The sequence below is a fragment of the Pseudomonas sp. rhizo66 genome, from assembly GCF_031931925.1.
Lineage (GTDB): Bacteria > Pseudomonadota > Gammaproteobacteria > Pseudomonadales > Pseudomonadaceae > Aquipseudomonas.
Map to the genome: position 1 here is coordinate 122891 of NZ_JAUJWZ010000010.1, position 21076 is coordinate 143966.

Genomic DNA, 21076 nt, shown 5'->3' on the forward strand with positions numbered 1-21076 from the left:
TGGATGAACCGCAATGAACTTCGCAAGGCCGACATCAACCTGATGGTGGTGTTCGAGACCTTGATGCTCGAACGCAACGTGACCCGGGCGGCCGAGAAGTTGTTTCTCGGCCAGCCGACTATCAGCTCGGCGCTCAATCGCTTGCGCACCATGCTTAACGATCCACTGTTTATCCGCGTCGGCCACCGCATGGAACCGACGGCTCGTGCCGAGGATATTTTCCGCCATCTCAAGCCTGCGCTGGATTCACTGTCGGTTGCACTGAGCCTGACCCGTGATTTCGACCCGGCCGTGAGCACCATGACGTTTCGCATCGGTCTGTCCGATGACGTCGAGTTCGGCCTGCTGCCGCCGCTGTTGCGTGTGCTGCGTCAGGAAGCGCCGAACGTGGTGTTCGTGGTGCAACACGTCGATTACTGGCGTATTCCCGATCTGCTCGCGGCGGGTGATATCACGGTTGGCATCAGCCAGACCCGTGGCTTGCCGGCCAATGCCAAGCGCAAACTGCTGCGGCACATCCAGCCCAGCATCCTGCGCGCCGACGCCAGCGATACACCGCTGACGCTGGATGAATATTGCGCGCGCCCCCACGTACTGGTTTCGCACACGGCCAACGTCAGTGGGTTTGCGGATGAGTGGCTGGCAGAGCTGGGTCGTACCCGTCAGGTGGTGCTGTCGGTGCCGCAATACAGCGCATTGCCGGCACTGCTGGCCGGCACCGACCTGATCGCCAGTCTGCCGGATTACACCGCCGCCGCCATGGCGGCCTCCGGGTTACTGTTCAAGGAACCGTTTCCGTTCAAGACGCCGACGCTGGACCTGTCGATGGTCTGGCTCAGTCATGTGGACAGCGATCCGGCGGAGCGCTGGTTGCGTTCCAGGCTGGAGCAGTTCATGAGCGAACGGCCACTGACGCCATCCTGAGCTACAACACTCCCCTGCAGGAGCTGCGGCACGCGGCGATCTTTTGATCTTCAAATCTCAAGATCAAAAGATCGCAGCCTCGTTTCACTCGACAGCTCCTACAGGGATTAGTGATGAGCTGCATGTGCTATACGTACGACCTTTCTGCCAACCACCGGGGACCTGCAATGCCACACCTGCACATGGAATACACCGCCAACCTGCCGCAGTTGAACGCCGACGTCGCGTTGATGCGGTTCAACAACACCTTGGTGGGCTCCGGTCAGTTCGCGGCGGAGTTCGATATCAAGAGCCGTGCGGTGAAAGTCGAGACCTTCAAGGTCGGTACCGCGATGGCCGAGCGCGCCTTCGTCTATGTGAAGCTGGCGCTGCTCAGCGGGCGTTCACCGCAGATCAAGAAGCAGTTGTCAGAAAGCCTGTTGGCAGTCTTGCAGGACCTGTGCGAATGGCCGGCCGGTGTCGAGGTGCAGTTGTGTGTCGAACTGGTCGACATGGACCGTGAGTCCTACAGCAAAACCGCCATTGGCGTGTAGGAATCAGGCTGCTTCGAGTTCGCCGCACACCTTGACCACCTGCTCGCGCAACCAGAGGTTGGCGCTGTCCTGATCAACGCTCTGGCTCCACTGCATGTCGAGGGTGAAGCCCGGCAGGCCGTTTGGCGCCTCGCAGTGATTGAACACGGCCTCGTTGGTCAGCAAGCGCTGGATGCGGCGGGGCAGGGTGAGGATGAAGTCGGTCCCCGTGATCATTTTCAATGCCGCGCTGTAGCTGTTCGAGCGCGCGACGATCTGACGCTTCTGCGCCTGCCGCGCCAGCCAGCCATCGACCATGTTGGTGGTCGACGTCCACGGCGTCGGGAACACATGCCGGCGTTCGGTAAAGGCTTGCAGGCTCAGGCGCGGCTCCAGTGGCGTGGCACGTTTGTCGAAGACGCAGACCAGATCGTCCTCCAGCAGCATTTGTGATTTCAGGTCAGCGTGATGACGGTGGAAGTTGGGGCCGAAGCTGATCACCAGATCGAGGCTGCCGTCGCGCAGCTCATCCGCCGGGACGTCGGTCTCGAACTTGTGCATGTTGACCATCACCGGCAAATCGTCGAAGTCGAAACGCTTCAACAGACGCGGCAGGATCAGTTGCTCGAAGTATTCCGGGGCGCAGATGTTGAAGGTGACGGCTTGTCGGGTCGGGTCGAACGTGGGGGCACCGGCGTGGCAGAGGTTGATGCTTTCGAGGATCTTCTGCACATGGCCGTACATGGTGCTGGCCTTGTAGGTCGGACGCATGCCGGTGCGGGTGTTGATAAACAGTTCGTCTTCGAAACTGGTGCGCAGTTTTTTCAAACAGTAACTGACCGTGGACTGGCTGACGAACAGGGTTTCCGACACATCGGTGACGCTGCTCTGCTCATAAACAGCGATAAACACCATGAGATCCTGCATGTCGAGCTTTCGAAGCAAGTTACTGTTCAGCATCCGTTCCGTCCCGCTGTGCTCCTTGCGCTGAATCCGCGCAAACGTGTGCGAATGATCCTAACGGAACGATGGTGCCAGGACAAAGCCCTGTAGGACGTTTCACAGTCAGTTGTGGGACAGAAACTTTTACTAACACGACGTCACGTGTCAAACCGCACAAAGATGGCCAGAGGCCTTTAGCCCGATCAGGAAAAGTGCCTTGCGTAATGCCGGGGATCGAAGCGCCACACCATCAGCAGCATCATCACCATTACCGCGGTCAACGACCACCACGCCCATTCGAAGCTACCGAGTTGATCGCGGATCATTCCTGCCAGCAGCGGAGAGAGGCCAGCAATCAGGTAGCCGATACCTTGCACGAAGGCGGTCAGGCCACCGGCGCGTTGCGGGTTGTCGAGGTGATCAAGCGAGACGATCAGGCTCATCGGAAACAAACCGCCAATACCCAAACCCAACAGGCATGGCCACAGCAGGCTGAATTGTTGCGGGCTGACAATCAGGCCGCAAAACCCGGCGATGATCAGCGCCAACAACGTCATCAGAATCACGCGCCGGTCCCGGCTGCGATTGGCGATAGCAGGAACCACCAGACCGGAAATCACTTCCATGGCCGTCAGAAAGCCTAACAGCAGCCCGGCGTTTTGTTCGCTCCAGCCTTTTTCCACGTAATACGGCGCGAGCCAGGCCAGCACGCAGGTGTAGGACGCTGTTCCCAGGCCAAAGAAGATGGCCAGCAACCAGGCACGGGAATGGCTGAAGAACGAATCTTTTCCGATTGTCGCCGTCACCGTGGAGGACTGCTGGCGGCGTTGCGACCTCCAGAACAACAGCGCGATGAATGCGAGGATCGCCCAGATCGCCAAACCGCTGCGCCAGCTCCCGGTTTGCACCATCACCAGCGGTGCGAACGAGGCCGCAATAGCCGCGCCAGCCATGATCGAAGTGACATATAAACCCATGCACAGCGCGACATTGTCGGCGAAGCGCGATTTGATCAGCGCCGGCATCAACGCCTGAATCAACGCAATGCCGAGGCCGGCCAGCACCGCGCTAACGATTAACAGGGGCGCCGACTCGATAAACAGCCGTGACAACGTCGCCAGGCCAATGATCAGCAAGGACAGCCACACCGTCCGTTGTTCGCCCAGCCGCTGACTGATGCCAAGGCCGAAAAACATCGCCAGCCCCATGGCCATCACCGGCAGCATGGTCAGCAGCGACGCGACGCTGAAACTCAGCGGGATGTCAGCGCGAATGGCCCACAGTAACGGGCCGACGGCCGCCATCGACGGACGCAGATTGAGGGCGACGAGCATGATCGCGAGCATCAACCAGGCAGCGGGGCGAGCGGTGGCGCGGACGTTTTCCATCATCAGACCTTTGAGCGGGGCAGATGATTAAGCGCGGAACCGCTTGTGTCGGGCAAACCAGAAAATCCACAGCCCTTTTTAAAAATCAAATACCGATCCCTGTAGGAGCTGTCGAGTGCAACGAGGCTGCGATCTTTTGATCTGGCTTTAAAGATCAAGATCAAAGATCGCAGCCTGCGGCAGCTCCTACAGAGGGCGCATTGTCTGCTGAATAGAACCTGAACCATTCTCAAATACTTCGCAAGTTTCATCGCATTGCCGAAAGCCAACTAATCGTTGGCGTCTTTTTCACAAAAAATTGATGGTTGCCTGCTTAAAGTTTGTCGTGCCTAAGTTAATGAAACTTTCACAATTGAATATTCGCTCATTGGCCGAGGCTCTTCTTTTCAGGAATCGCCCCTTCTATGTTGAAGTTAAAAGCCGTGCGCCCGGAATGGGTGACGTTGATTGCCAGTGCCTTTCTTTTAATCGGCTGCAATGTTGTCCTCTGGCAGCACCTGTTCGAGATCACCGCCGCCGATGGCAAGGGCATCGCCATGCGCGTGGCGTTCGGGGTGATGATCCTCGCGGCATTCAACATCGTGCTGACGCTTCTGGCTTTCCGCCCGTTGCTCAAACCACTGCTGACCCTGATATTTCTGATCAGCGCCGGTGTGGCTTACTTCATGGGCCAATATGGCGTCATGATTGACGCCGGCATGTTTCGCAACTTTGCCGAAACCAATGCAACGGAAGTGCGCGATCTGCTCTCGTTGAAGTTGTTTGCTTATATTCTGCTGCTCGGTGTTTTGCCATCCTGGTTGTTATGGAAAGTTCCAGTCAACTATCGTCGCTGGCACCGTGAGTTGTTCAGCAAAGTTATAGTCAGTGTCGCCTCGGCGGCGGTGATTGGCGGGGTGGCACTGGCCAACTATCAGGGCTTGTCTTCGCTGTTTCGCAATCACCACGAAATTCGCCTGATGCTGGTGCCCAGCAATTACATCGGCGCTTCGGCGGGTTATCTACGTGAGCAAGTGGTCTCGGCGCGGCAGCCTTTCATCAAGATCGGCGAGGACGCCGAGCGCAACCCGGATTTTAAATTTCAACCGCGTAAATCCCTGACTGTGCTGGTGGTGGGTGAAAGTGCCCGGGCGGAGAACTTCGGCATCCTCGGTTACCACCGTGACACCACGCCGACACTTGATAAGGAAGCCGGGCTGATCGCTTTTACTGACGTGCATTCCTGCGGGACGGAAACGGCGGTATCGGTGCCGTGCATGTTCTCCAACATGGGCCGCAAGGATTACGACGCCAGTAAGGCGAAGAATGAGGAAGGTCTGCTCGATGTACTCAAGCGTGCCGGTATCGACGTGATCTGGCGCGACAACCAGTCCGGCTGCAAAGGCACTTGCGATCGAGTCACCCTGCAAGATGTCAGCAACCTGAAAGACCCGGCGCTGTGTGCCAACAGCGAGTGCCGCGACGAGATTCTCCTGCAAGGCCTGCAAAGCTTCATCGATCATCTGGACAAGGACACCGTGCTGGTCCTGCACCAGATGGGCAGTCACGGCCCTGAATACTTCAAGCGTTATCCGAAGGAATACGAACACTTCACCCCGGTGTGTGAAAGTAATGCGCTGAACAATTGCAGCCGTGAAAGTATCGTCAACGGTTACGACAACACGCTGGTGTATACCGACCATGTGCTGTCGAGCCTGATCGATCTATTGCGCAGCAATCAGGACAAAGTCGATACCGCCATGTTGTATCTGTCGGACCACGGCGAGTCGCTGGGCGAGTACAACTTGTTCCTGCATGGCACGCCTTACATGCTGGCGCCTGAACAACAAAAGCATGTAGCGATGCTGGCGTGGTTCTCCAATAACTATCAGAAGGCTTATTCGGTCGACACCCATTGCCTGCAAATGAGCCGCGACAAACCGCTGAGCCAGGACAACCTGTTCCACTCGATGCTTGGCCTGCTCGAGGTCAAGAGCAAGGTCTATCAGCCGGGTCTGGACATGTTTGCCGGTTGCCGTGGTGCGGTGATCGACGGCGTGCTCGCCAAGGACTGAGGCCAATCGGCTCCGTCGTTCTGACGCGACGGAGCTGTCCTTATCCTCTGTCAGACTATTCTTTCCCTTGGGCAGGACATTTCGTTACAGCTCTTGCCCTTCGCAGGCGCGTAAATCGCCAGTGGCGATATATACTGCGCGCCATTCTTCAAGGGAGAGCCGTGTGGCCATCGATATTCACTGGATTCGCGACAACGAAAGCCTCGCGCAGTTTTGCGCCGAGTGGCAGCAGCTGCCGTTCGTTGCCCTCGACACCGAATTCATGCGGGTCGACACCTTCTACCCGATTGCCGGCCTGTTGCAGGTGGGCGACGGCAAACGCGCCTACCTGATCGATCCGCTGACCATCAATGCCTGGCAACCGCTGGCTGCGCTGCTGGAGAACCCGGCGGTGCTCAAAGTCCTGCACGCCTGCAGTGAAGACCTCGAAGTGCTGTTGCGCCTGACCGGCAGCCTGCCGGCGCCGATGTTCGACACGCAACTGGCCGCCGCTTACCTGAACCTCGGGTTCTCGATGGGCTATTCGCGGCTGGTGCAGGAAGTGTTGGGCATCGAACTGCCGAAGGGCGAGACCCGTTCCGACTGGTTGCAGCGTCCGCTGTCCGACACGCAAATCAGCTACGCCGCCGAAGATGCCGTGCATCTGGCGGAGGTTTTCGTACAGCTGCGGCCGAAACTGTCTGACGACAAATTCGCCTGGGTGCTGGAGGACGGCGCTGAACTGGTCGCCAACCTGCGCCGTGAAACCGACCCGTACGAGGTCTATCGCGAGGCCAAACTGGCGTGGAAACTCTCCCGTGCGCAACTGGCGGTTCTGCGTGAGCTGTGCGCCTGGCGGGAAAAGGAAGCCCGCGCCCGCGATCTGCCGCGTAACCGCATCGTCCGCGAGCATTCGCTGTGGCCGCTGGCCCGCACACAACCGGACAACCTCGCGGCGTTGGGCAAGATCGAAGACATGCACCCGCGTACCGTGCGTCAGGACGGCCAATTTCTGCTTGATCTGATCAAGCGCTCTGGCAGTGTGGGGCCTGATCAATGGCCGCCCGCCGTACCGGAGCCATTGCCGATCGAAGCCGCAGCATTGATCAAACAACTGCGCGCATTGGGCCAGGCTGAGGCCGAGCGTCTGGGCATTGCCCCGGAACTGATGCTGCGCAAGAAAACCCTCGAAGCCCTGGTCAAAAGCGGCTTTCCCGAGGGTCCTTACCAATTGCCTGAGTCGTTGCGTGGCTGGCGCCGCGAACTCATGGGTCAGAAGCTGCTCGACAGCCTGGCCACCGCCGGAGAACAGCCTTGAAACGTATTTGTTCCATCTACCAAAGCTCCAAGCGCAGCGGCATGTACCTTTATGTGCTCAAAAGTGATGCCCTGGAGCGTGTGCCGGAGGCGCTGATGCTGGCGTTCGGCAAGCCGAAGCATGCCTTCGACCTGGTGCTGTCGCCCGAGCGCAAACTGGCCAGCGAGGACATCGTCGTGGTCCTGGAAAACCTCGACAAGCAGGGCTACCACCTGCAAATGCCGCCGGCCGAGGACGAGTACATCGAGCACTTGCCCGAAGAGTTGCTGCGACGCAACGACCCGGTCTGATCTGCGAGGCTCTGTTCTGAGTCTCGGTTTACCCTGGAACTGTTTTTACCGCGATGGCCAGCCGAATCCGGCGGCCGTCTGCACGGTTTGCGAAAGGTTTGAAGATGCGCGTTCTGATTGCCGAACACGACCACGCGATATACGCCCGGCTGCTGCGTCAGGCAGCACCCGAGCTTGAAGTACTGACCAGCGGTGACTCCGCGGAGCTGGCCCGTCAGGCCGCCGATTGCCCGGTGTGGCTGGGACAACCGGACTTGCTGGCGACCCTGTTGCGTCAGGGCCATCAACCACAATGGCTGCAATCGACCTGGGCCGGTATCACGCCGTTGCTCGCTGACGGCTTGCGCCGCGATTACCGCTTGACCCGCGCGGTGGGGATTTTCGGTCAGGTGATGGCCGAGTACGTGCTGACCTACATCCTCGGCCATGAGCGTGAAGTGCTGGCGCGACTGGTCAGCCAGGTCGAACGCAAATGGGACAACCGCAGCGGCCAGAGCCTGGTCGGGCGCAAAGTGCTGATCGTCGGCACTGGCGACATCGGCCAGAGCGTGGCGCAGTTCCTGCTGCCGTTCGGCATCGAGCTGTACGGTATTGCCAGCAGCGCCCGTGAGCAGGCGCCGTTTGTCGAAGTCGGCTCGATGGCTGACCTGCCGCGACTGGTGGGCGAAGTGGATTACGTGGTTAATCTGCTGCCGAACACCGAACACACCCACGATATCTACGACGCGGCGCTGTTCAAGCAATTCAAGCCGACCGGGTTGTTCATCAATGCCGGGCGCGGTGTCGCGGTGGTCGATGCCGATCTGGTGGAAGCATTGAAGGAAGGCCATCTGGCAGGCGCGGTGATCGACGTTTGCCGTCAGGAGCCCCTGCCGCAGCGCCATCCATTCTGGACTGCGTGGGGCTTGCTGCTGACCGGGCATAGCTCGGCACCGACGTCACCGGCGTTGATGGTGCAGCTGTTTGTCGAGAACCTGAAGGCGTATCAGGCGGGTGAAGCGTTGCGCGGGGAAGTGGATTTCAACCGCGGATATTGAGTGTTCGCCGAATAAAATGTGGGAGCGAGCCTGCTCGCGAAGGGGGAGTGTCAGCCAACATCATCGTTGTCTGACACACCGCTTTCGCGAGCAGGCTCGCTCCCACTTTATTTTTGTGCAGGCTTTTATAAGGTGAAGTCACCTTCCGCCGCCAATTCGTTCAGCGGGCGGCGCGGGCTCGGCTCTTCACGGGCCTGCAGGTATTCAGCCAGCGTGGCCTTGTCACCGAGTTTGCCAACGGCCACCGCCGCATGCAGCGCGTAACCTTCAGGAATGTTCAGCTCTTTGCGCGTCAGATCCTGATCGAACCCGGCCATGCCGTGGGTGTGCCAGCCACTGATGCTCGCTTGCAGCGCCAGGTGGCCCCACGCCGAACCGGTGTCGAAGGTGTGCCACAGCGCCGGGGTTTCTTCCGTCGCACCCGGTGCAATGAACGTGGTTTTCGAAATCACGATGACCAGCGCCGATGCGTGCTGCGCCCAGCTACGGTTGAATTCGTTGAGCAGACCCAGGTAGCGCTCCCAGTTCGGCGTATCGCGACGCGCATAAAGGAAACGCCAAGGCTGCGAGTTGTACGCCGAGGGCGCCCAGCGTGCCGCTTCAAAGAAGCTCAGCAGGGTTTCTTCCGGGATCGCTTCGCCGGTGAAGGCGCGCGGCGACCAGCGGTCGGTGAATTGCGGGTGAATGGCGTAATCGGCAACGCGAGGGTTGGCACTCATCAAGAGATTCCTTGCTACGTTTGAGTCAGGGATTTGAATGAAAACCCGGCGGGATCAGTTGCGCTGAACGATGGGGTTTTCCGAGCCTGAGGGTTCACCACAATGCAACGCGGTCGAGCGTTAATGGCTTGCGGGCAAGGCTCCTTGCGACTGGCAAAGCTACCCGCCGCCACAAAAACTGACAAGTCCTGCGCAACCGGCAGTCGCCAGCGCTTGGCCCGCAAGGCCTTGGGCACTAGACTGGCGGCCTTTTCACCACCTGATGTTGATGCTTGAGCCATGGCCGCCAAAGTCGAACCGTTCTGGAAACGCAAAACCCTCGATCAACTCGATCACGAGGAATGGGAATCGCTGTGCGATGGCTGTGGTCTGTGCTGCCTGCAAAAGCTCGAGGATGAAGAGGACAACAGCGTTTATTACACGCGCATCGCCTGCAAACTGCTGGACTTGAAAACCTGCCAGTGCAGCGATTACCCGAACCGCATCAAGTTTGTCCCTGACTGCATCCAGCTCACCCCGGGTCAGGCCGAAGAGTTCAAATGGCTGCCGCCGACCTGCGGGTATCGACTGGTCAGCGAAGGCAAGGATCTGCCGTTGTGGCACCACCTGGTGTGTGGCGATCGCGATGCGGTGCACCATGAGCGGATCTCACAATCCGGGCGCATGCTCGCCGAGGGCAGCGTGCCGGAGGATGACTGGGAAGATCACCTGATTTTCCGCGCGGGCTGAATACCTGCTGATTCAAGCTTTACCAAGGAGTGTGTATGGCTGTCGGACTGCAGCGAGCGTTGATGATGGCGCTGCTGGCGCTGAGCGCCCCGGTGTGGGCGGCGAAGAAAGTCGATCTGGATTATCACGTGCGCCTGTTGCCGCAAAGCGATCAGGCCGAGGTGCGCCTGACCCTGGCCAAAGGCGAGGCGGTGCGCAGTCTCGATTTCGACCTTGGCGACGGCAGCCATTACAGCGATTTCAAGGCTGACGGCCAATGGCTGCTGACCCCGGGCAAAAACGCACGGGGCGTCTGGCGCCCGACCAGTGACAAGGCCAGCCTGACTTACCGTGTGCGCATCAGCCACGGGCGCAAGAACGGCAGTTTCGACACCCGCATGACCCCGAACTGGGCGTTGATGCGTGGCGATGAACTGGTGCCGCCAGCCAAACTCGATCAGCAAGACGGCACTGAACTGGTCGCGCGCCTGCAATTCGAATTGCCCGATGGCTGGAAAAGCATCGAAACCGCCTGGCCACGCATCGGCAAAAACAAATTTCGTATCGACAACCCGTCACCCCTGTTCGACCGTCCGACCGGGTGGATGCTCGCTGGCCACCTCGGCAGCCGCCGTACGCGCCTGGGCGAAACCGAAGTCACCGTGGCCTCGCCGCAAGGGCAGGGCATGCGCCGGATGGACGTGCTGACCCTGCTGACATTCGTCTGGCCGCAGGTGCAGGCGGTTTATCCACGCCATCCCGCGAAACTGTTGGTCGTCGGCGCCAATGACCCGATGTGGCGCGGCAGCCTCGGTGCCCATGAATCCATCTACGTGAACACGCGATTGCCGCTGGTCAGCGAAAGTGGCAGCAGCGCTTTGGTGCGTGAGCTGGCGCAGGTGTTCGGGCGGATCAACGACGAGCAGCGCAGCGACTGGATCAGTGAGGGTTTTGCCGAGTATTACGCCATTGAACTGGTGCGCCGTGCCGGCGGCATGAGCGATGACCGTTATCAGGCGTTACAGGCGAAACTGGCCAGGGATGGCCAGAAGGTCACGACGTTGCGCGGCGAGCAGATCAGCCCGGCGCAAGTGGCGAAAGCGGTGGTGCTATTGCAGGAACTGGATGGCGAGATTCGCCTGAAGACGCGCAACAAGCGCTCGCTGGATGATGTGTTGCGCGGGGCGATGCATTTGGGGACGGTGAGCACCAAGGCGTTTGTGCAACTGGCCGAGAGCGTGCTGGGCGAGTCCTCGAAAGTCCTTGATACCGCGTTGCTACAGTAAAGATCAAAAGATCGCAGCCTTCGGCAGCTCCTACCTGTGGAATGCGTTTTCCCTGTAGGAGCTGCCGAAGGCTGCGATCTTTTGCTTTTAAGCTATCAAACCCCGGCTTTCGGCGATTTCACTGAATCATTGCCGGTCACGGTAGCGGTGCTGGTCGCCGCCTCGGCATTGGCCTTGAGCTTGCTCAGTTCTTCCCCGGCCCGCTCGATCTTCGCCCGCACATTGTTCATGTCCTGACGGCTCTTCTCGATCAGGCTCTTCACCGAGCTGTGCCCGGTAATCCCGCGCGCCATGGCCACACCGCCAATCGCTACCTGAATCAACCCGAACACCCCGCCACGGCGCAGGCCCTTGCCGACCATGATCACGCCGCCAGCCAGCGAGCCGATGCGCTCCCAGCCTTCGACGTTCTGCTCGGAACGGCTCTGGAACGGGGTGGATTCGATACGTTCGACACGTTTGAGTTCGGTCATGATCTTTCTCCAGGCAATGAATAATGGATAAACAAGCTGACTGCCAGAGCGGTCAGCTCGTTCCATCGGATGTGCGACGCTTCAGCGGAATTTCGGCCCGGAGCGGGTGTTCAAGCCCTTGGTCATGCGGTCGTAGAGCACGACGTTGACCGTGGCGGCGAGGTTCATGCAGCCGGTGGTCGGGATGTACACGACGTCTTCGCACCAGTCGCGGATCTCTTTATCGAGCGAACCGTCTTCCGGGCCGAAGATGTACAGGGCGCGATCCGGGTGGGTGTATTCCGGCAGCGGTCGGGCGCCCTCGACCAGCTCCACAGCGACGGGCACGCAGTTGAGCGGGAGGATCTTTTTCAGATCATCGATGCCGATCAGCGGGATGTCGTAGTGCACGCGTTTGGTGTCAGTGACGAAGTCGGCGGCGCGTTCATATCGCTTGCCGGTGTAGAACACCGAGGCCACGCCATAGCAGCCTGCGGCGCGCATCACCGAACCGACGTTTTCCGGTGATTTGGGGTTATACAAACCAATGCAGCTGTACCGTTTGTCTGCCACGAGCGGGGTGCCTTCGGGAAAAAGAGCGCGATTATACGGGGATAAGATCAAAAGATCGCAGCCTTCGGCAGCTCCTACAGTTGGATGGCGTACACCCTGTAGGAGCTGCCGAAGGCTGCGATCTTTTGCTTTTAATCTTCTTTTTTCATCAACCCGGCCAGGGCGGCAAACGGGTTGTGCGTGGCCTTGGCGATCTTCGGCGTGCTCAGCGAGCCTTCGCTGAAATACTGCTGATCGGTGTAGCGCGAGTGTTCGTTGTCGTGGCAATACAGGCACAACAATTCCCAGTTCGAACCGTCTTGCGGGTTGTTGTCGTGGTTGTGGTCGCGGTGGTGCACGGTCAGTTCGCTCAGACGCTTGCCGGAAAATTCCCGGGTGCAGCGGCCACAGACGTGCGGGTACATTTTCAGGGCCTTGTCGCGGTAGCCCATTTCCTTGTCGCGCTGGTTGTCGGCGAGGATGCGATCCAGCTTCGACGTATTGGTTGGGGTGGACGAACTCATGGGTTCACCTTTGTAAAAGACTGATGACGGTTATGGGCAGAGTTTAGCTCAGCCTTTGAGCTTCTCGGCAATCCAGATCGTGTGGCGGGTGCCCTTGTTGCCGTGGGCGAAGACCTGGACTTCTTCGGCCTTGAAACCGGCCTTCTTCAATTTGTCGGAAAACTGCCGGTCAGCACTGGCCGACCACACGGCGAGCACACCTTTGGGGCGCAGGGCTTTGGCGCAGGCATTCAGGCCGGCGGCCGAATACAACCAGCTGTTGGTCTTCTGGGTCAGGCCTTCGGGGCCGTTGTCGACGTCGAGCATGATCGCGTCGAAACCGTTCGGCTCACTTTGCAGCACATTGGCCACATCGTCCTGGCGGATCACCGTGCGTGGATCAAGCAGTGGCCGACCGGACTTTTCCCCGAGCGGGCCACGGTTCCACTCAACTACCCCAGGCACCAGCTCAGCGACCACTACTTCAGCGGTCTTGCCCAGATGCTTCAGCGCGGAGGCGAGGGTGAAGCCCATGCCCAGGCCACCGATCAACACCCGCGAATCCGGTCGGCCGGCGACCTTGCGGCAAGGGATCTCGGCCAGCGCGTCTTCGGAGCCATGCATGCGCGTGTTCATCAATTGCCCGCCATCGCCGCCCTGGATCTTGATGACGAAATCCTCGCCATATTCGAACAGGCACAGGGCACCGCCGCTTTCAGGGATCGGGGTGGTGTCGAGCAGAACGAAACGTTTCATGGAAATCTCTACAAGGGGGAAGGCAAGCAGGCCCGTTGGGAGTAGCCTGAGTGCAGACTAAGGCCAAACGGAGCCCTTGATGAAGCGCACCATTCTAACGGTCATTGCCCTGGCCGCGCTCTCGATTACTGCAGTGCAGGCGCAGCAAGCCATTCCGGTAAGCCCGGCGCCGCAGCCCGGTTCGCCCGGCACTGCGACACCGACGCCGTACCCGCAGATCACGCCAATCAACATTCCCAAGTCCGGCGCCGGCAGCGGCAGCCCACCGCTGGTACCGATCGAAATGCCCAGCCCGCCGAGCAAGGATCAACCGGTGCCAGGCATTGAACCGAGCGGCACCAAGGCTAAATCCCCCGGCGGTTAAACCTGTTGCGCCGCCAGTTGGCCGTCGGCCATGCGCAGTCGTTTCGACAGGGACACGGCGAGGGCGCGGATGATCTTCGCGGCGATTTTCGGCGCGTCGTTGAGCATTTTTTCCAGCGAATCCTTGCCCAGGTTCAGCAGTTGGCAGTTACTCGCGGCAATGCAGGTGGCCGAACGTCGCTCACCATCAAGCACAGCCATTTCACCGAACGCCCGACCGCTGCGTAGGGTGGCCATGGTGATCACCTGACCATCGGGCCCGGTTTTCTGCACGGCGACCTGGCCGGTGTGGAGGATGCACATGAAACTGCCGGCATCGCCCTCGCGGAAAATCGCTTCGCCTTCGGCCACGGTGCTGATGCTGAAGTAGCCGGCAGCGGCCGCAAAGTCAGCCAGTTGCAATTGATCGAAGAGGCCGCAGTCCATCAGCCAGTCGCGGATTTCGTTGTTCAGGAAGGTCGGTTCTGACATGTCGTCACGGTCTTTTTGTTTTCACTGTTTCAGGCTTCACACGGTCCCTATGTAGGAGCTGCCGAAGGCTGCGATCTTTTGATCTTGCCTTTCAAAAAATCAAAAGATCGCAGCCTTCGGCAGCTCTTACAGGGATCTGTGGGGTATCGGCCTCTTGGGTCTGCAATTAAGACCCAAGTGACCGACGGAGTTCCTCAGACCAGGCCCAAAACCTTGAACACAAATGCATATTCGAGCGCTACGTCACGTAATCCCTGATAACGCCCGCTCATCCCGCCATGCCCGGCGCCCAGTTCCGTCTTGAGCAGCAGCACATTGTTGTCGGTTTTGGTCGCACGCAATTTCGCCACCCACTTGGCCGCTTCCCAGTACTGCACGCGGCTGTCGTTGTAGCCGGCGATCACCAGCGTCGCCGGGTAATTCTGCGCGCTGACGTTTTCGTACGGCGCATAAGCCTTGATCCGCTCGTAAACCTCCGGCTCTTCGGGATTGCCCCACTCGTCGTACTCGGTGACGGTCAGCGGAAGCTCCGGGTCGAGCATGGTGTTGAGCACGTCGACGAACGGCACTTCAGCAATCGCCACGCCGAACAGATCCGGACGCTGGTTAAGCACGGCGCCGATCAGCAAACCACCGGCGCTGCCGCCGCTGATTGCCAGTTTTTCCGCAGTGGTGATGCCGTTGAGGATCAAGAACTCGGCGCAAGCAATGAAGTCGCTGAAGGTGTTGTGCTTGTGTTCCTGCTTGCCGGCGCGGTACCAGGCTTCGCCCAGTTCACCGCCGCCACGCACGTGAGCAATGGCGAAGGCCATGCCACGATCCAAAAGGCTCAGGCGCGCGTGGGAGAACCACGGATCAAGACTCGAACCGTAAGCGCCGTAACCGTACAGGTACAGCGGCACTGCCTGGCCGACCATTTCGCGCTTCATCACCAGGCTGATCGGCACCTGCGTGCCGTCCGGCGCCGTCGCCCACAGACGCTGGCTGACGTAAGCGTCGGCGTCGAACGGGCCGAGCACCGGGGTTTCTTTCAACACCGTTTGCTCGCCGCTGGCGAGGATCAGTTGGCGCACCTGCGCCGGGCGGTTCAACGCCTCGTAGCGCAGGCGAATGCGGCCGCTCTCAAATTCCAGACTGTTTTGCACATAGAGGCTGTAGGCCGCGTCCGGCAATTGCACGCGATAAGGCGCCAGACCGTGTGGGTGAACTTCGATTATCGGCAGACCACCTTCGCGCAAGCTCAGGGTCATCGCCTCGGTGTTGAGGCTGACGCCGTCGAGCATCACCGTATCGCTGTGGGGGATCAGGTTTTGCCACTCGGCCTCAGTCGGCGCGGTGCCGGTGTCCGGCGCTTGGTACAGGGCGTAGTTGATGCCGTCACGGTTGGTGCGGATAAACCATGTCCACACGCCATCAAGCAGGCCGTGATCGACATCGTATTCATGATCTTCGACCCGTGGCGCCAGGCAGGTGAACGGCAGGTGCGGCTGGTGGGCGTCGAGCGCCCAGACTTCGCTGGTGGTCTTGCTGCCCAGCGACAACAGCAATTGCTGTTCGGAACTGGAGCGGTAGCAGTGCAGGAAGAAACGCCCGTCCGGCTCGTGGAACACCTCTTCGGCCGCGGTACCGTCGAGGCGATAGCGGAACAGTTTGTGTGGGCGATGGGTGACGTCGAGTACGCCGAAAAACAGGGTCAGGCTGTCGTTGGCCCAGGTCATGCTGCCATCGCAGTCCTGAAATTCCAGCTCGCTGACTTTGTCGTTGGCCAGTTCCTTGACGAACAACGTGTAAATCTCATCCCCCGAGGCGTCGACGCTGTAGGCCAGACGCTGGTGGTCCGGGCTGATGCTGAAAGCGCCCAGTGAGAAGAAACCGCCATTGGCCAGTACATTGGGGTCAAGCAGCAGTTGTTCGCGACTTTCGTCGAGGGTCAGGCTGTCGTCCGCCGGACGCGGGCAGCGGTAGTGCCGGGCGTATTCGTCGCCCGCCGTGGTGCGCGTGTAATACAGGTAGGGCCCCCAAGGCGAGGGCAGGGACAGATCGGTTTCAAGCATCCGGCCCTTGATCTCTTCAAACAGGCTTTCACGCAAATCGGCCTGATCGGCGGTTTGCGCTTCCTGCCAGGCGTTTTCGGCCTTGAGGTAATCGAGCACCGCGTCGGTGTCGCGCTCCTGCAGCCAGGCATACGGGTCGGCACCAGGCGCCTTGTGGGCAATCGGGGCACTGATGACGTTGGCGGATTGGGGCATGGAAGGCTCTCGGACAAAGTTCGGAAATAGGGTTTTCGCAGCGCTTGAAACCGTCGCAGACCCTTGTGGGAGCGAGCCTGCTCGCGAAAGCGGTGGGTCAGACAACAATGTTTCAACTGACAGTCCGTATTCGCGAGCAGGCTCGCTCCCACAGGTCGTGTGTCTATTGGGACAAGCCTGGCGGGCGAAAAGTCGTTACTATAAGCGCCTCTTTGCCTGCCTTGCCATGGACACCATGACCGAGAACGACTATCTGATCGCCTGGGGCCTCTACGCCTTTGCCGCTGTGGGCTGCCTGTTGGTATGGATGCGCCTGACCACCTGGATGTGGCGCTGGTTGCGCGAACCGTTGCGGGTGTTGATGGCGGTGTTGCTGTTCAGCCCGACCATCATTGATCCGGTGAAGGCCAAGGTTGCGCCGTCCATCGCCATCACTGCACTGGATCTGGCCTTCAAGGTCGGCAACAACGCCTGGCGGGCGGTCTCCGATCTGTTCATGTACGGCATGATCGCGTTCGGCATCTACCTGATTTTCGTGCTGATCCGCTTCCCGATCGAGCGTGCTTCCCGTGCGCGTCGTGAACAGGCAGAAGCCGCCAAGGCCGCCGCTCGCGCCGATGACCGCGACGACGATCAACCGTTCGGCGGCGCCGGTGATGACCGCTACGGTCGCCCGCCAGTGCCGAACAATCCGCAGCGCATGCGGGTCGAGCCGCGCCTGTAACCCGAGAGTCCGCACATGTGTGAATTACTGGGCATGAGTGCCAACGTGCCGACCGATATCGTGTTCAGCTTCACCGGCCTGATGCAGCGCGGCGGTCGCACCGGCCCGCACCGCGACGGCTGGGGCATTGCCTTCTATGAAGGGCGCGGCTTGCGCCTGTTTCAGGACCCGGCGGCGAGTTGCGAATCGGAAGTCGCCAATCTGGTGCAGCGCTATCCGATCAAGAGCGAAGTGGTCATCGGCCACATCCGTCAGGCCAACGTCGGCAAGGTCTGCCTGTCCAACACCCACCCGTTCGTCCGCGAACTGTGGGGGCGCAACTGGTGCTTTGCGCACAACGGCCAGCTTGCCGACTTCACTCCGATCAAAAGCTTTTACCGCCCGGTGGGCGATACCGACAGCGAAGCGGCGTTCTGCGATTTGCTCAACCGCGTGCGTGCAGCATTCCCAGAACCGGTCGATATAGAAGAACTGCTGCCGGATCTGGTCGCCGCGTGCGCCGAGTACCGCAGCAAAGGCGTGTTCAACTGCTTGCTCAGCGATGGCGACTGGCTGTTCTGCTATTGCTCGACCAAACTCGCACAGATCACCCGCCGTGCACCGTTCGGCCCGGCGCGTCTGAAGGATGTCGACGTGATTGTCGATTTCCAGGCGGAAACCACGCCCAACGACGTGGTCACGGTGATCGCCACCGAGCCTTTGACCGAAAACGAAACCTGGACCCGCTACGAACCGGGCCAATGGAGCCTGTGGCGACGCGGCGAATGCGTCAGTCAGGGCAAGACCGAATAAGGATTGCACCTCATGTTGCTCAGTTATGTACGGCTGGTGTTGTTTGCGGCGGGCCTGTTGATCGGTGTCCAGGTGCCGGGGTTCATCAACGATTACGCCAAACGTGTCGAGGCGCACCTGATCGAGGCGCAGACCGGCCTGCGCGGCTTTCAGGGCACGGCCGAGCAGTTTTTCAAGGGCGATATGCAGGCGCTGGTCGCGCATTACCGCGCCAGTGAAGATCCGATCTTCCGCAGCGACGCCGACAGTCTGAACACCTTGCTCACGCGTCAGGTGGCGTTGGACAAGCAGTTCCAGGCGATGCAGGGCCCGTGGTACATCCGTTTTCTGCAAGTGGTGCTGGCCGCCGATCCGGACATTCGCAAGGAAACCTGGAACGGTTACAGCTACCAGATCCTGCTGACCCCGGAAGCCATGATCTGGGGCATGAGCGGTGCGCTGTTGCTGTCGTTCGGCATCGAGTGCCTGTTCCGCTTGATCGACTGGGTCGTTCTCGGTGGCCGCCGCCTGCGCCAGAGCCGGCCGATCGAAGACCGCGACGTGCGCGGCCTCTGATGATCGTTCCCACGCTCTGCGTGGGAATGCCTCAACGGACGCTCCGCGTTCGGCTTTCGAGGGACGCGGAGCGTCCCGGGCTGCATTCCCACGCAGAGCGTAGGAACGATCAACTTAACGCGATGTAGTCCTTGCCCACCTTGCGCGCATAACCTTCCAGCACCTGCTGACACAACGTCACAATCTCCTCGACCCACTCAACGCCCACCCGCCACGACACCACCACCTGCAGGTTCGGCGGGCGCTGATCGATGGCGAGCAAGGTCAACTCGCCCCGCGCCAATTCCTCAGCCACTAACACCGGTGGCAACACGCCAATCCCAAAACCATCGCGCAGCAACCGCGTGATCGCTGACACCGAATTCACGCAGTTCAAGCGTGGCGCCAGTACGCCATTGGCCTGCATCAATGCGAGAAGATCCTGGTGCGGCCGGGAGTTTTTCGAGTAGGTGATGATCCGTTCCTGCGCCAGTTCGGCGAGGTCGGCGTAATCGCGGTTGTATATCGAATTGCTCGCAACAATCCAGCCCAGCGGATGACTGGCCAACTCCAGACTGCGCACGCTTTCATGGCGGATCAGGTCGGTTTGCAGAACGATGTCGAGAAAGCCTTTTTGCAACTGATCGCAGAGGTTCAGCGAGGTATCCGCCACCAGCTCGATTTCGACCCGTGGATACAGATCGGTCATCTGCGCCACCAACGGGCTGAGCCAAGTGTGAATCACCGTGTCCATCACGCCGATACGTACACGGCCGACCTTGCTCGAGCGGGTCTCGATCGATTGCTTGAGTGCAGACATCGTGTCGAGCATCTGCTCGGCATACTCCAGCACTTTCAGGCCTTCGGGCGTCAGGCTGACACCGCGTGAATCGCGCAGAAACAGCTTCACCCCCAGCTCGCCTTCCAGCACCGCAATGCGGCTGGAAATCGACGCCTGAGTGGTGAACAGCTTGTCGGCGGTCAGGCGAAAACTCTTCAGTCGGGCGACCCAGACAAAGGTCTCGAGAAACTTCAGGTTCATGGGCAAGGCTCGTGTGACAAATTTTTCTTATGGCTAAGGCGGGTTTTTATTCGTTGGACGCAGCAGGGCCGCGCGACGAAAAATCGACGCATCCGGTCCCCACGATAGGCGTCGTCGGGGCTACGAACAAGACCAATAAAAAACCTGCGGAGATAAGCCATGCGTGCTCCCGACACCCTAGAAGTCCCCAAGGCAACGGCGCGTCCGGGGCCGTTCGATTGGTATCGCAACATCAACCAGCAGGAGCGCCGCACGTTCTGGAGCTGCAAGATCGGCTACGGTCTGGACGGCATGGACACGCAGATGCTCAGCTTTGTCGTGCCGACACTGATTGCCATTTGGGGCATCACCACTGGTGAAGCGGGGCTGATTCACACCAGCACGTTGATTGCTTCGGCCATTGGCGGCTGGGTGGCGGGGATTCTCTCTGACCGCATCGGTCGCGTGCGCACCCTGCAACTCACCGTGTTGTGGTTCGCCTTCTTCACTTTTCTCTGCGGCTTCGCGCAAAACTACGAACAACTGCTGATCGCGCGCACGTTGATGGGCTTCGGATTCGGCGGCGAATGGACCGCTGGCGCGGTACTGATCGGTGAGGTGATCCGCGCCAAGGACCGTGGCAAAGCGGTAGGCATGGTGCAATCCGGTTGGGCACTGGGCTGGGGACTGACGGCGATTCTGTATGCGCTGCTGTTCTCGGTGCTGCCGCCGGAAGATGCCTGGCGCGCACTGTTCATCCTCGGCATCGTGCCGGCAATTTTTGTGATTTTTGTCCGTCGTCTGGTGAAGGATCCGGAGATCTATCGCGAAGCCAAGGCCCAACAAACGCCGGAGACTCAATCGAAATTCTACGAGATCTTCGCGCCCGGCATGCTCTTCACCACGTTTCGCGCTTCACTGCTGACCACCGGTGCGCTGGGCGGCTATTACGCGATCACTTCCTGGCTGCCGACCTTCCTGAAAAACGAGCGCGGCTTGAGCGTACTCGGCACCGGTGGATATCTGGCGATGGTGATTGTCGGCTCCTACGTCGGCTACGTGATCAGTGCTTATCTCACCGACCTGCTGGGGCGTAAGAAGAACTTCATTCTCTTTGCGGTCGGCTCGTTCACCATCGTTCTGCTCTATACGCAACTGCCGGTGAGCAATGGTGTGATGCTGTGGCTGGGCTTTCCGCTGGGCTTCTTCGCCTCGGGGATTTTCAGCGGTATGGGCGCGTTTCTGACTGAACTGTTTCCTACGCGAATTCGCGGCTCGGGGCAGGGCTTTTGCTACAACATCGGCCGCGCGTTGGCGGCCTTGTTTCCGCTGCTGATCGGCCTGCTCAGCCAGAAAGTACCGTTGAGCGTCGGCATTGGCGCCTTTGCAGCGGTGTCTTACGGCGTGGTGATTATCGCGGCGTTGAGCCTGCCGGAAACCCGCGGCAAGCAACTCGATGCGCAGTAACTGATAACCTGCGAAGCACAGTCCTACAGATAAGA

23 protein-coding genes are annotated in these 21076 nt (G+C 59.8%); 13 read left to right on the plus strand and 10 right to left on the minus strand.

Annotated features, from left to right (window positions below):
* Nucleotides 1–3: 3 nt before the first annotated feature.
* Nucleotides 4–924 carry a LysR substrate-binding domain-containing protein gene (locus tag QZR14_RS14030; RefSeq protein WP_311996892.1) on the plus strand — a complete coding sequence of 307 codons (921 nt, stop codon included), beginning with the start codon at nt 4–6 and terminating at the stop codon, nt 922–924.
* 167 nt (nt 925–1091) lie between these two features.
* Nucleotides 1092–1457: a 5-carboxymethyl-2-hydroxymuconate Delta-isomerase gene (locus QZR14_RS14035; RefSeq protein WP_311996893.1), complete on the plus strand. Its 366-nt coding sequence runs from the start codon at nt 1092–1094 to the stop codon at nt 1455–1457.
* Between the two features lie 3 nt (nt 1458–1460).
* Here QZR14_RS14035 and QZR14_RS14040 read toward each other — a convergent pair whose 3' ends face one another.
* Together QZR14_RS14040 and QZR14_RS14045 are read right to left on the minus strand one after the other, a co-directional pair.
* Entirely contained in the window at nt 1461–2396 is a 936-nt protein-coding gene (locus QZR14_RS14040) for a LysR family transcriptional regulator (protein WP_250603545.1), read from the minus strand.
* A gap of 185 nt (nt 2397–2581) precedes the next feature.
* Nucleotides 2582–3766, minus strand: a complete 1185-nt coding sequence (locus QZR14_RS14045) for a cyanate transporter (RefSeq protein WP_311996894.1) — start codon at nt 3764–3766, stop codon at nt 2582–2584.
* 404 nt (nt 3767–4170) lie between these two features.
* On the opposite strand from QZR14_RS14045, the gene QZR14_RS14050 reads away from it, so the two are divergent.
* From QZR14_RS14050 to QZR14_RS14065, 4 genes are all read left to right on the plus strand, one after another.
* Nucleotides 4171–5820, plus strand: coding sequence for a phosphoethanolamine transferase (locus QZR14_RS14050; protein WP_311996895.1), 1650 nt, complete (start codon nt 4171–4173; stop codon nt 5818–5820).
* 163 nt (nt 5821–5983) lie between these two features.
* Nucleotides 5984–7117 carry a ribonuclease D gene (gene rnd / locus QZR14_RS14055; RefSeq protein ID WP_123452454.1) on the plus strand — a complete coding sequence of 378 codons (1134 nt, stop codon included), beginning with the start codon at nt 5984–5986 and terminating at the stop codon, nt 7115–7117.
* Entirely contained in the window at nt 7114–7407 is a 294-nt protein-coding gene (locus QZR14_RS14060) for a YcgL domain-containing protein (RefSeq protein ID WP_122608866.1), read from the plus strand. Before rnd ends, QZR14_RS14060 begins: the two co-directional genes overlap by 4 nt.
* A 104-nt stretch (nt 7408–7511) precedes the next feature.
* On the plus strand, nt 7512–8444 hold the full coding sequence (locus tag QZR14_RS14065; protein WP_034153168.1) for a D-2-hydroxyacid dehydrogenase: 933 nt from the start codon (nt 7512–7514) through the stop codon (nt 8442–8444).
* Between the two features lie 125 nt (nt 8445–8569).
* Here QZR14_RS14065 and QZR14_RS14070 read toward each other — a convergent pair whose 3' ends face one another.
* Nucleotides 8570–9163, minus strand: coding sequence for a nitroreductase family protein (locus QZR14_RS14070; protein WP_311996896.1), 594 nt, complete (start codon nt 9161–9163; stop codon nt 8570–8572).
* 279 nt (nt 9164–9442) lie between these two features.
* Between QZR14_RS14070 and QZR14_RS14075 the strand changes: the two genes are divergently transcribed.
* Both QZR14_RS14075 and QZR14_RS14080 read left to right on the plus strand, forming a co-directional pair.
* Nucleotides 9443–9892: a YcgN family cysteine cluster protein gene (locus QZR14_RS14075; RefSeq protein ID WP_003222605.1), complete on the plus strand. Its 450-nt coding sequence runs from the start codon at nt 9443–9445 to the stop codon at nt 9890–9892.
* 35 nt (nt 9893–9927) lie between these two features.
* Nucleotides 9928–11157, plus strand: a complete 1230-nt coding sequence (locus tag QZR14_RS14080; protein ID WP_311996897.1) for a hypothetical protein — start codon at nt 9928–9930, stop codon at nt 11155–11157.
* A gap of 95 nt (nt 11158–11252) precedes the next feature.
* On the opposite strand, the gene QZR14_RS14085 is transcribed toward QZR14_RS14080, so the two are convergent.
* The 4 genes from QZR14_RS14085 to QZR14_RS14100 form a co-directional block, all read right to left on the minus strand.
* Nucleotides 11253–11630: a YgaP family membrane protein gene (locus QZR14_RS14085; protein ID WP_007911338.1), complete on the minus strand. Its 378-nt coding sequence runs from the start codon at nt 11628–11630 to the stop codon at nt 11253–11255.
* A gap of 81 nt (nt 11631–11711) precedes the next feature.
* Nucleotides 11712–12182 (minus strand): RNA methyltransferase, encoded by a 471-nt coding sequence (locus QZR14_RS14090; protein WP_311996898.1) that lies wholly within the window; start codon nt 12180–12182, stop codon nt 11712–11714.
* Nucleotides 12183–12313: 131 nt separating this feature from the next.
* Nucleotides 12314–12685: a YajD family HNH nuclease gene (locus QZR14_RS14095; protein ID WP_007911336.1), complete on the minus strand. Its 372-nt coding sequence runs from the start codon at nt 12683–12685 to the stop codon at nt 12314–12316.
* 48 nt (nt 12686–12733) lie between these two features.
* A complete protein-coding gene (locus tag QZR14_RS14100) occupies nt 12734–13420 on the minus strand; it encodes a spermidine synthase (protein ID WP_311996899.1) in 687 nt (228 codons plus the stop codon).
* 79 nt (nt 13421–13499) lie between these two features.
* Between QZR14_RS14100 and QZR14_RS14105 the strand changes: the two genes are divergently transcribed.
* Nucleotides 13500–13784, plus strand: a complete 285-nt coding sequence (locus tag QZR14_RS14105; RefSeq protein ID WP_122600660.1) for a hypothetical protein — start codon at nt 13500–13502, stop codon at nt 13782–13784.
* Here QZR14_RS14105 and QZR14_RS14110 read toward each other — a convergent pair.
* Nucleotides 13781–14254 carry a Crp/Fnr family transcriptional regulator gene (locus QZR14_RS14110; RefSeq protein WP_250603558.1) on the minus strand — a complete coding sequence of 158 codons (474 nt, stop codon included), beginning with the start codon at nt 14252–14254 and terminating at the stop codon, nt 13781–13783. The two genes, QZR14_RS14105 and QZR14_RS14110, sit on opposite strands and share 4 nt — an antisense overlap.
* 194 nt (nt 14255–14448) lie before the next feature.
* Nucleotides 14449–16503 (minus strand): S9 family peptidase, encoded by a 2055-nt coding sequence (locus tag QZR14_RS14115; protein ID WP_311996900.1) that lies wholly within the window; start codon nt 16501–16503, stop codon nt 14449–14451.
* Nucleotides 16504–16729: 226 nt separating this feature from the next.
* On the opposite strand from QZR14_RS14115, the gene QZR14_RS14120 reads away from it, so the two are divergent.
* Genes QZR14_RS14120 through QZR14_RS14130 form a run of 3 tightly spaced genes read left to right on the plus strand, consistent with a single transcriptional unit; the run spans nt 16730 to nt 18574 of the window.
* Nucleotides 16730–17227 (plus strand): MFS transporter, encoded by a 498-nt coding sequence (locus QZR14_RS14120; RefSeq protein WP_250603560.1) that lies wholly within the window; start codon nt 16730–16732, stop codon nt 17225–17227.
* 15 nt (nt 17228–17242) lie between these two features.
* Complete coding sequence (locus tag QZR14_RS14125; RefSeq protein WP_007911322.1) at nt 17243–18019, plus strand: class II glutamine amidotransferase; 777 nt, start codon at nt 17243–17245, stop codon at nt 18017–18019.
* Between the two features lie 12 nt (nt 18020–18031).
* The gene (locus QZR14_RS14130; protein WP_034153178.1) at nt 18032–18574 is read left to right on the plus strand and encodes a DUF2937 family protein; all 543 of its coding nucleotides are present in this window, start codon (nt 18032–18034) and stop codon (nt 18572–18574) included.
* Nucleotides 18575–18683: 109 nt separating this feature from the next.
* On the opposite strand, the gene QZR14_RS14135 is transcribed toward QZR14_RS14130, so the two are convergent.
* Nucleotides 18684–19595 carry a LysR family transcriptional regulator gene (locus QZR14_RS14135; RefSeq protein WP_250603561.1) on the minus strand — a complete coding sequence of 304 codons (912 nt, stop codon included), beginning with the start codon at nt 19593–19595 and terminating at the stop codon, nt 18684–18686.
* 159 nt (nt 19596–19754) lie between these two features.
* Here QZR14_RS14135 and QZR14_RS14140 point away from each other — a divergent pair, with 159 nt between their 5' ends.
* A complete protein-coding gene (locus tag QZR14_RS14140) occupies nt 19755–21041 on the plus strand; it encodes an MFS transporter (RefSeq protein WP_311996901.1) in 1287 nt (428 codons plus the stop codon).
* The last annotated feature ends 35 nt before the right edge of the window (nt 21042–21076 follow it).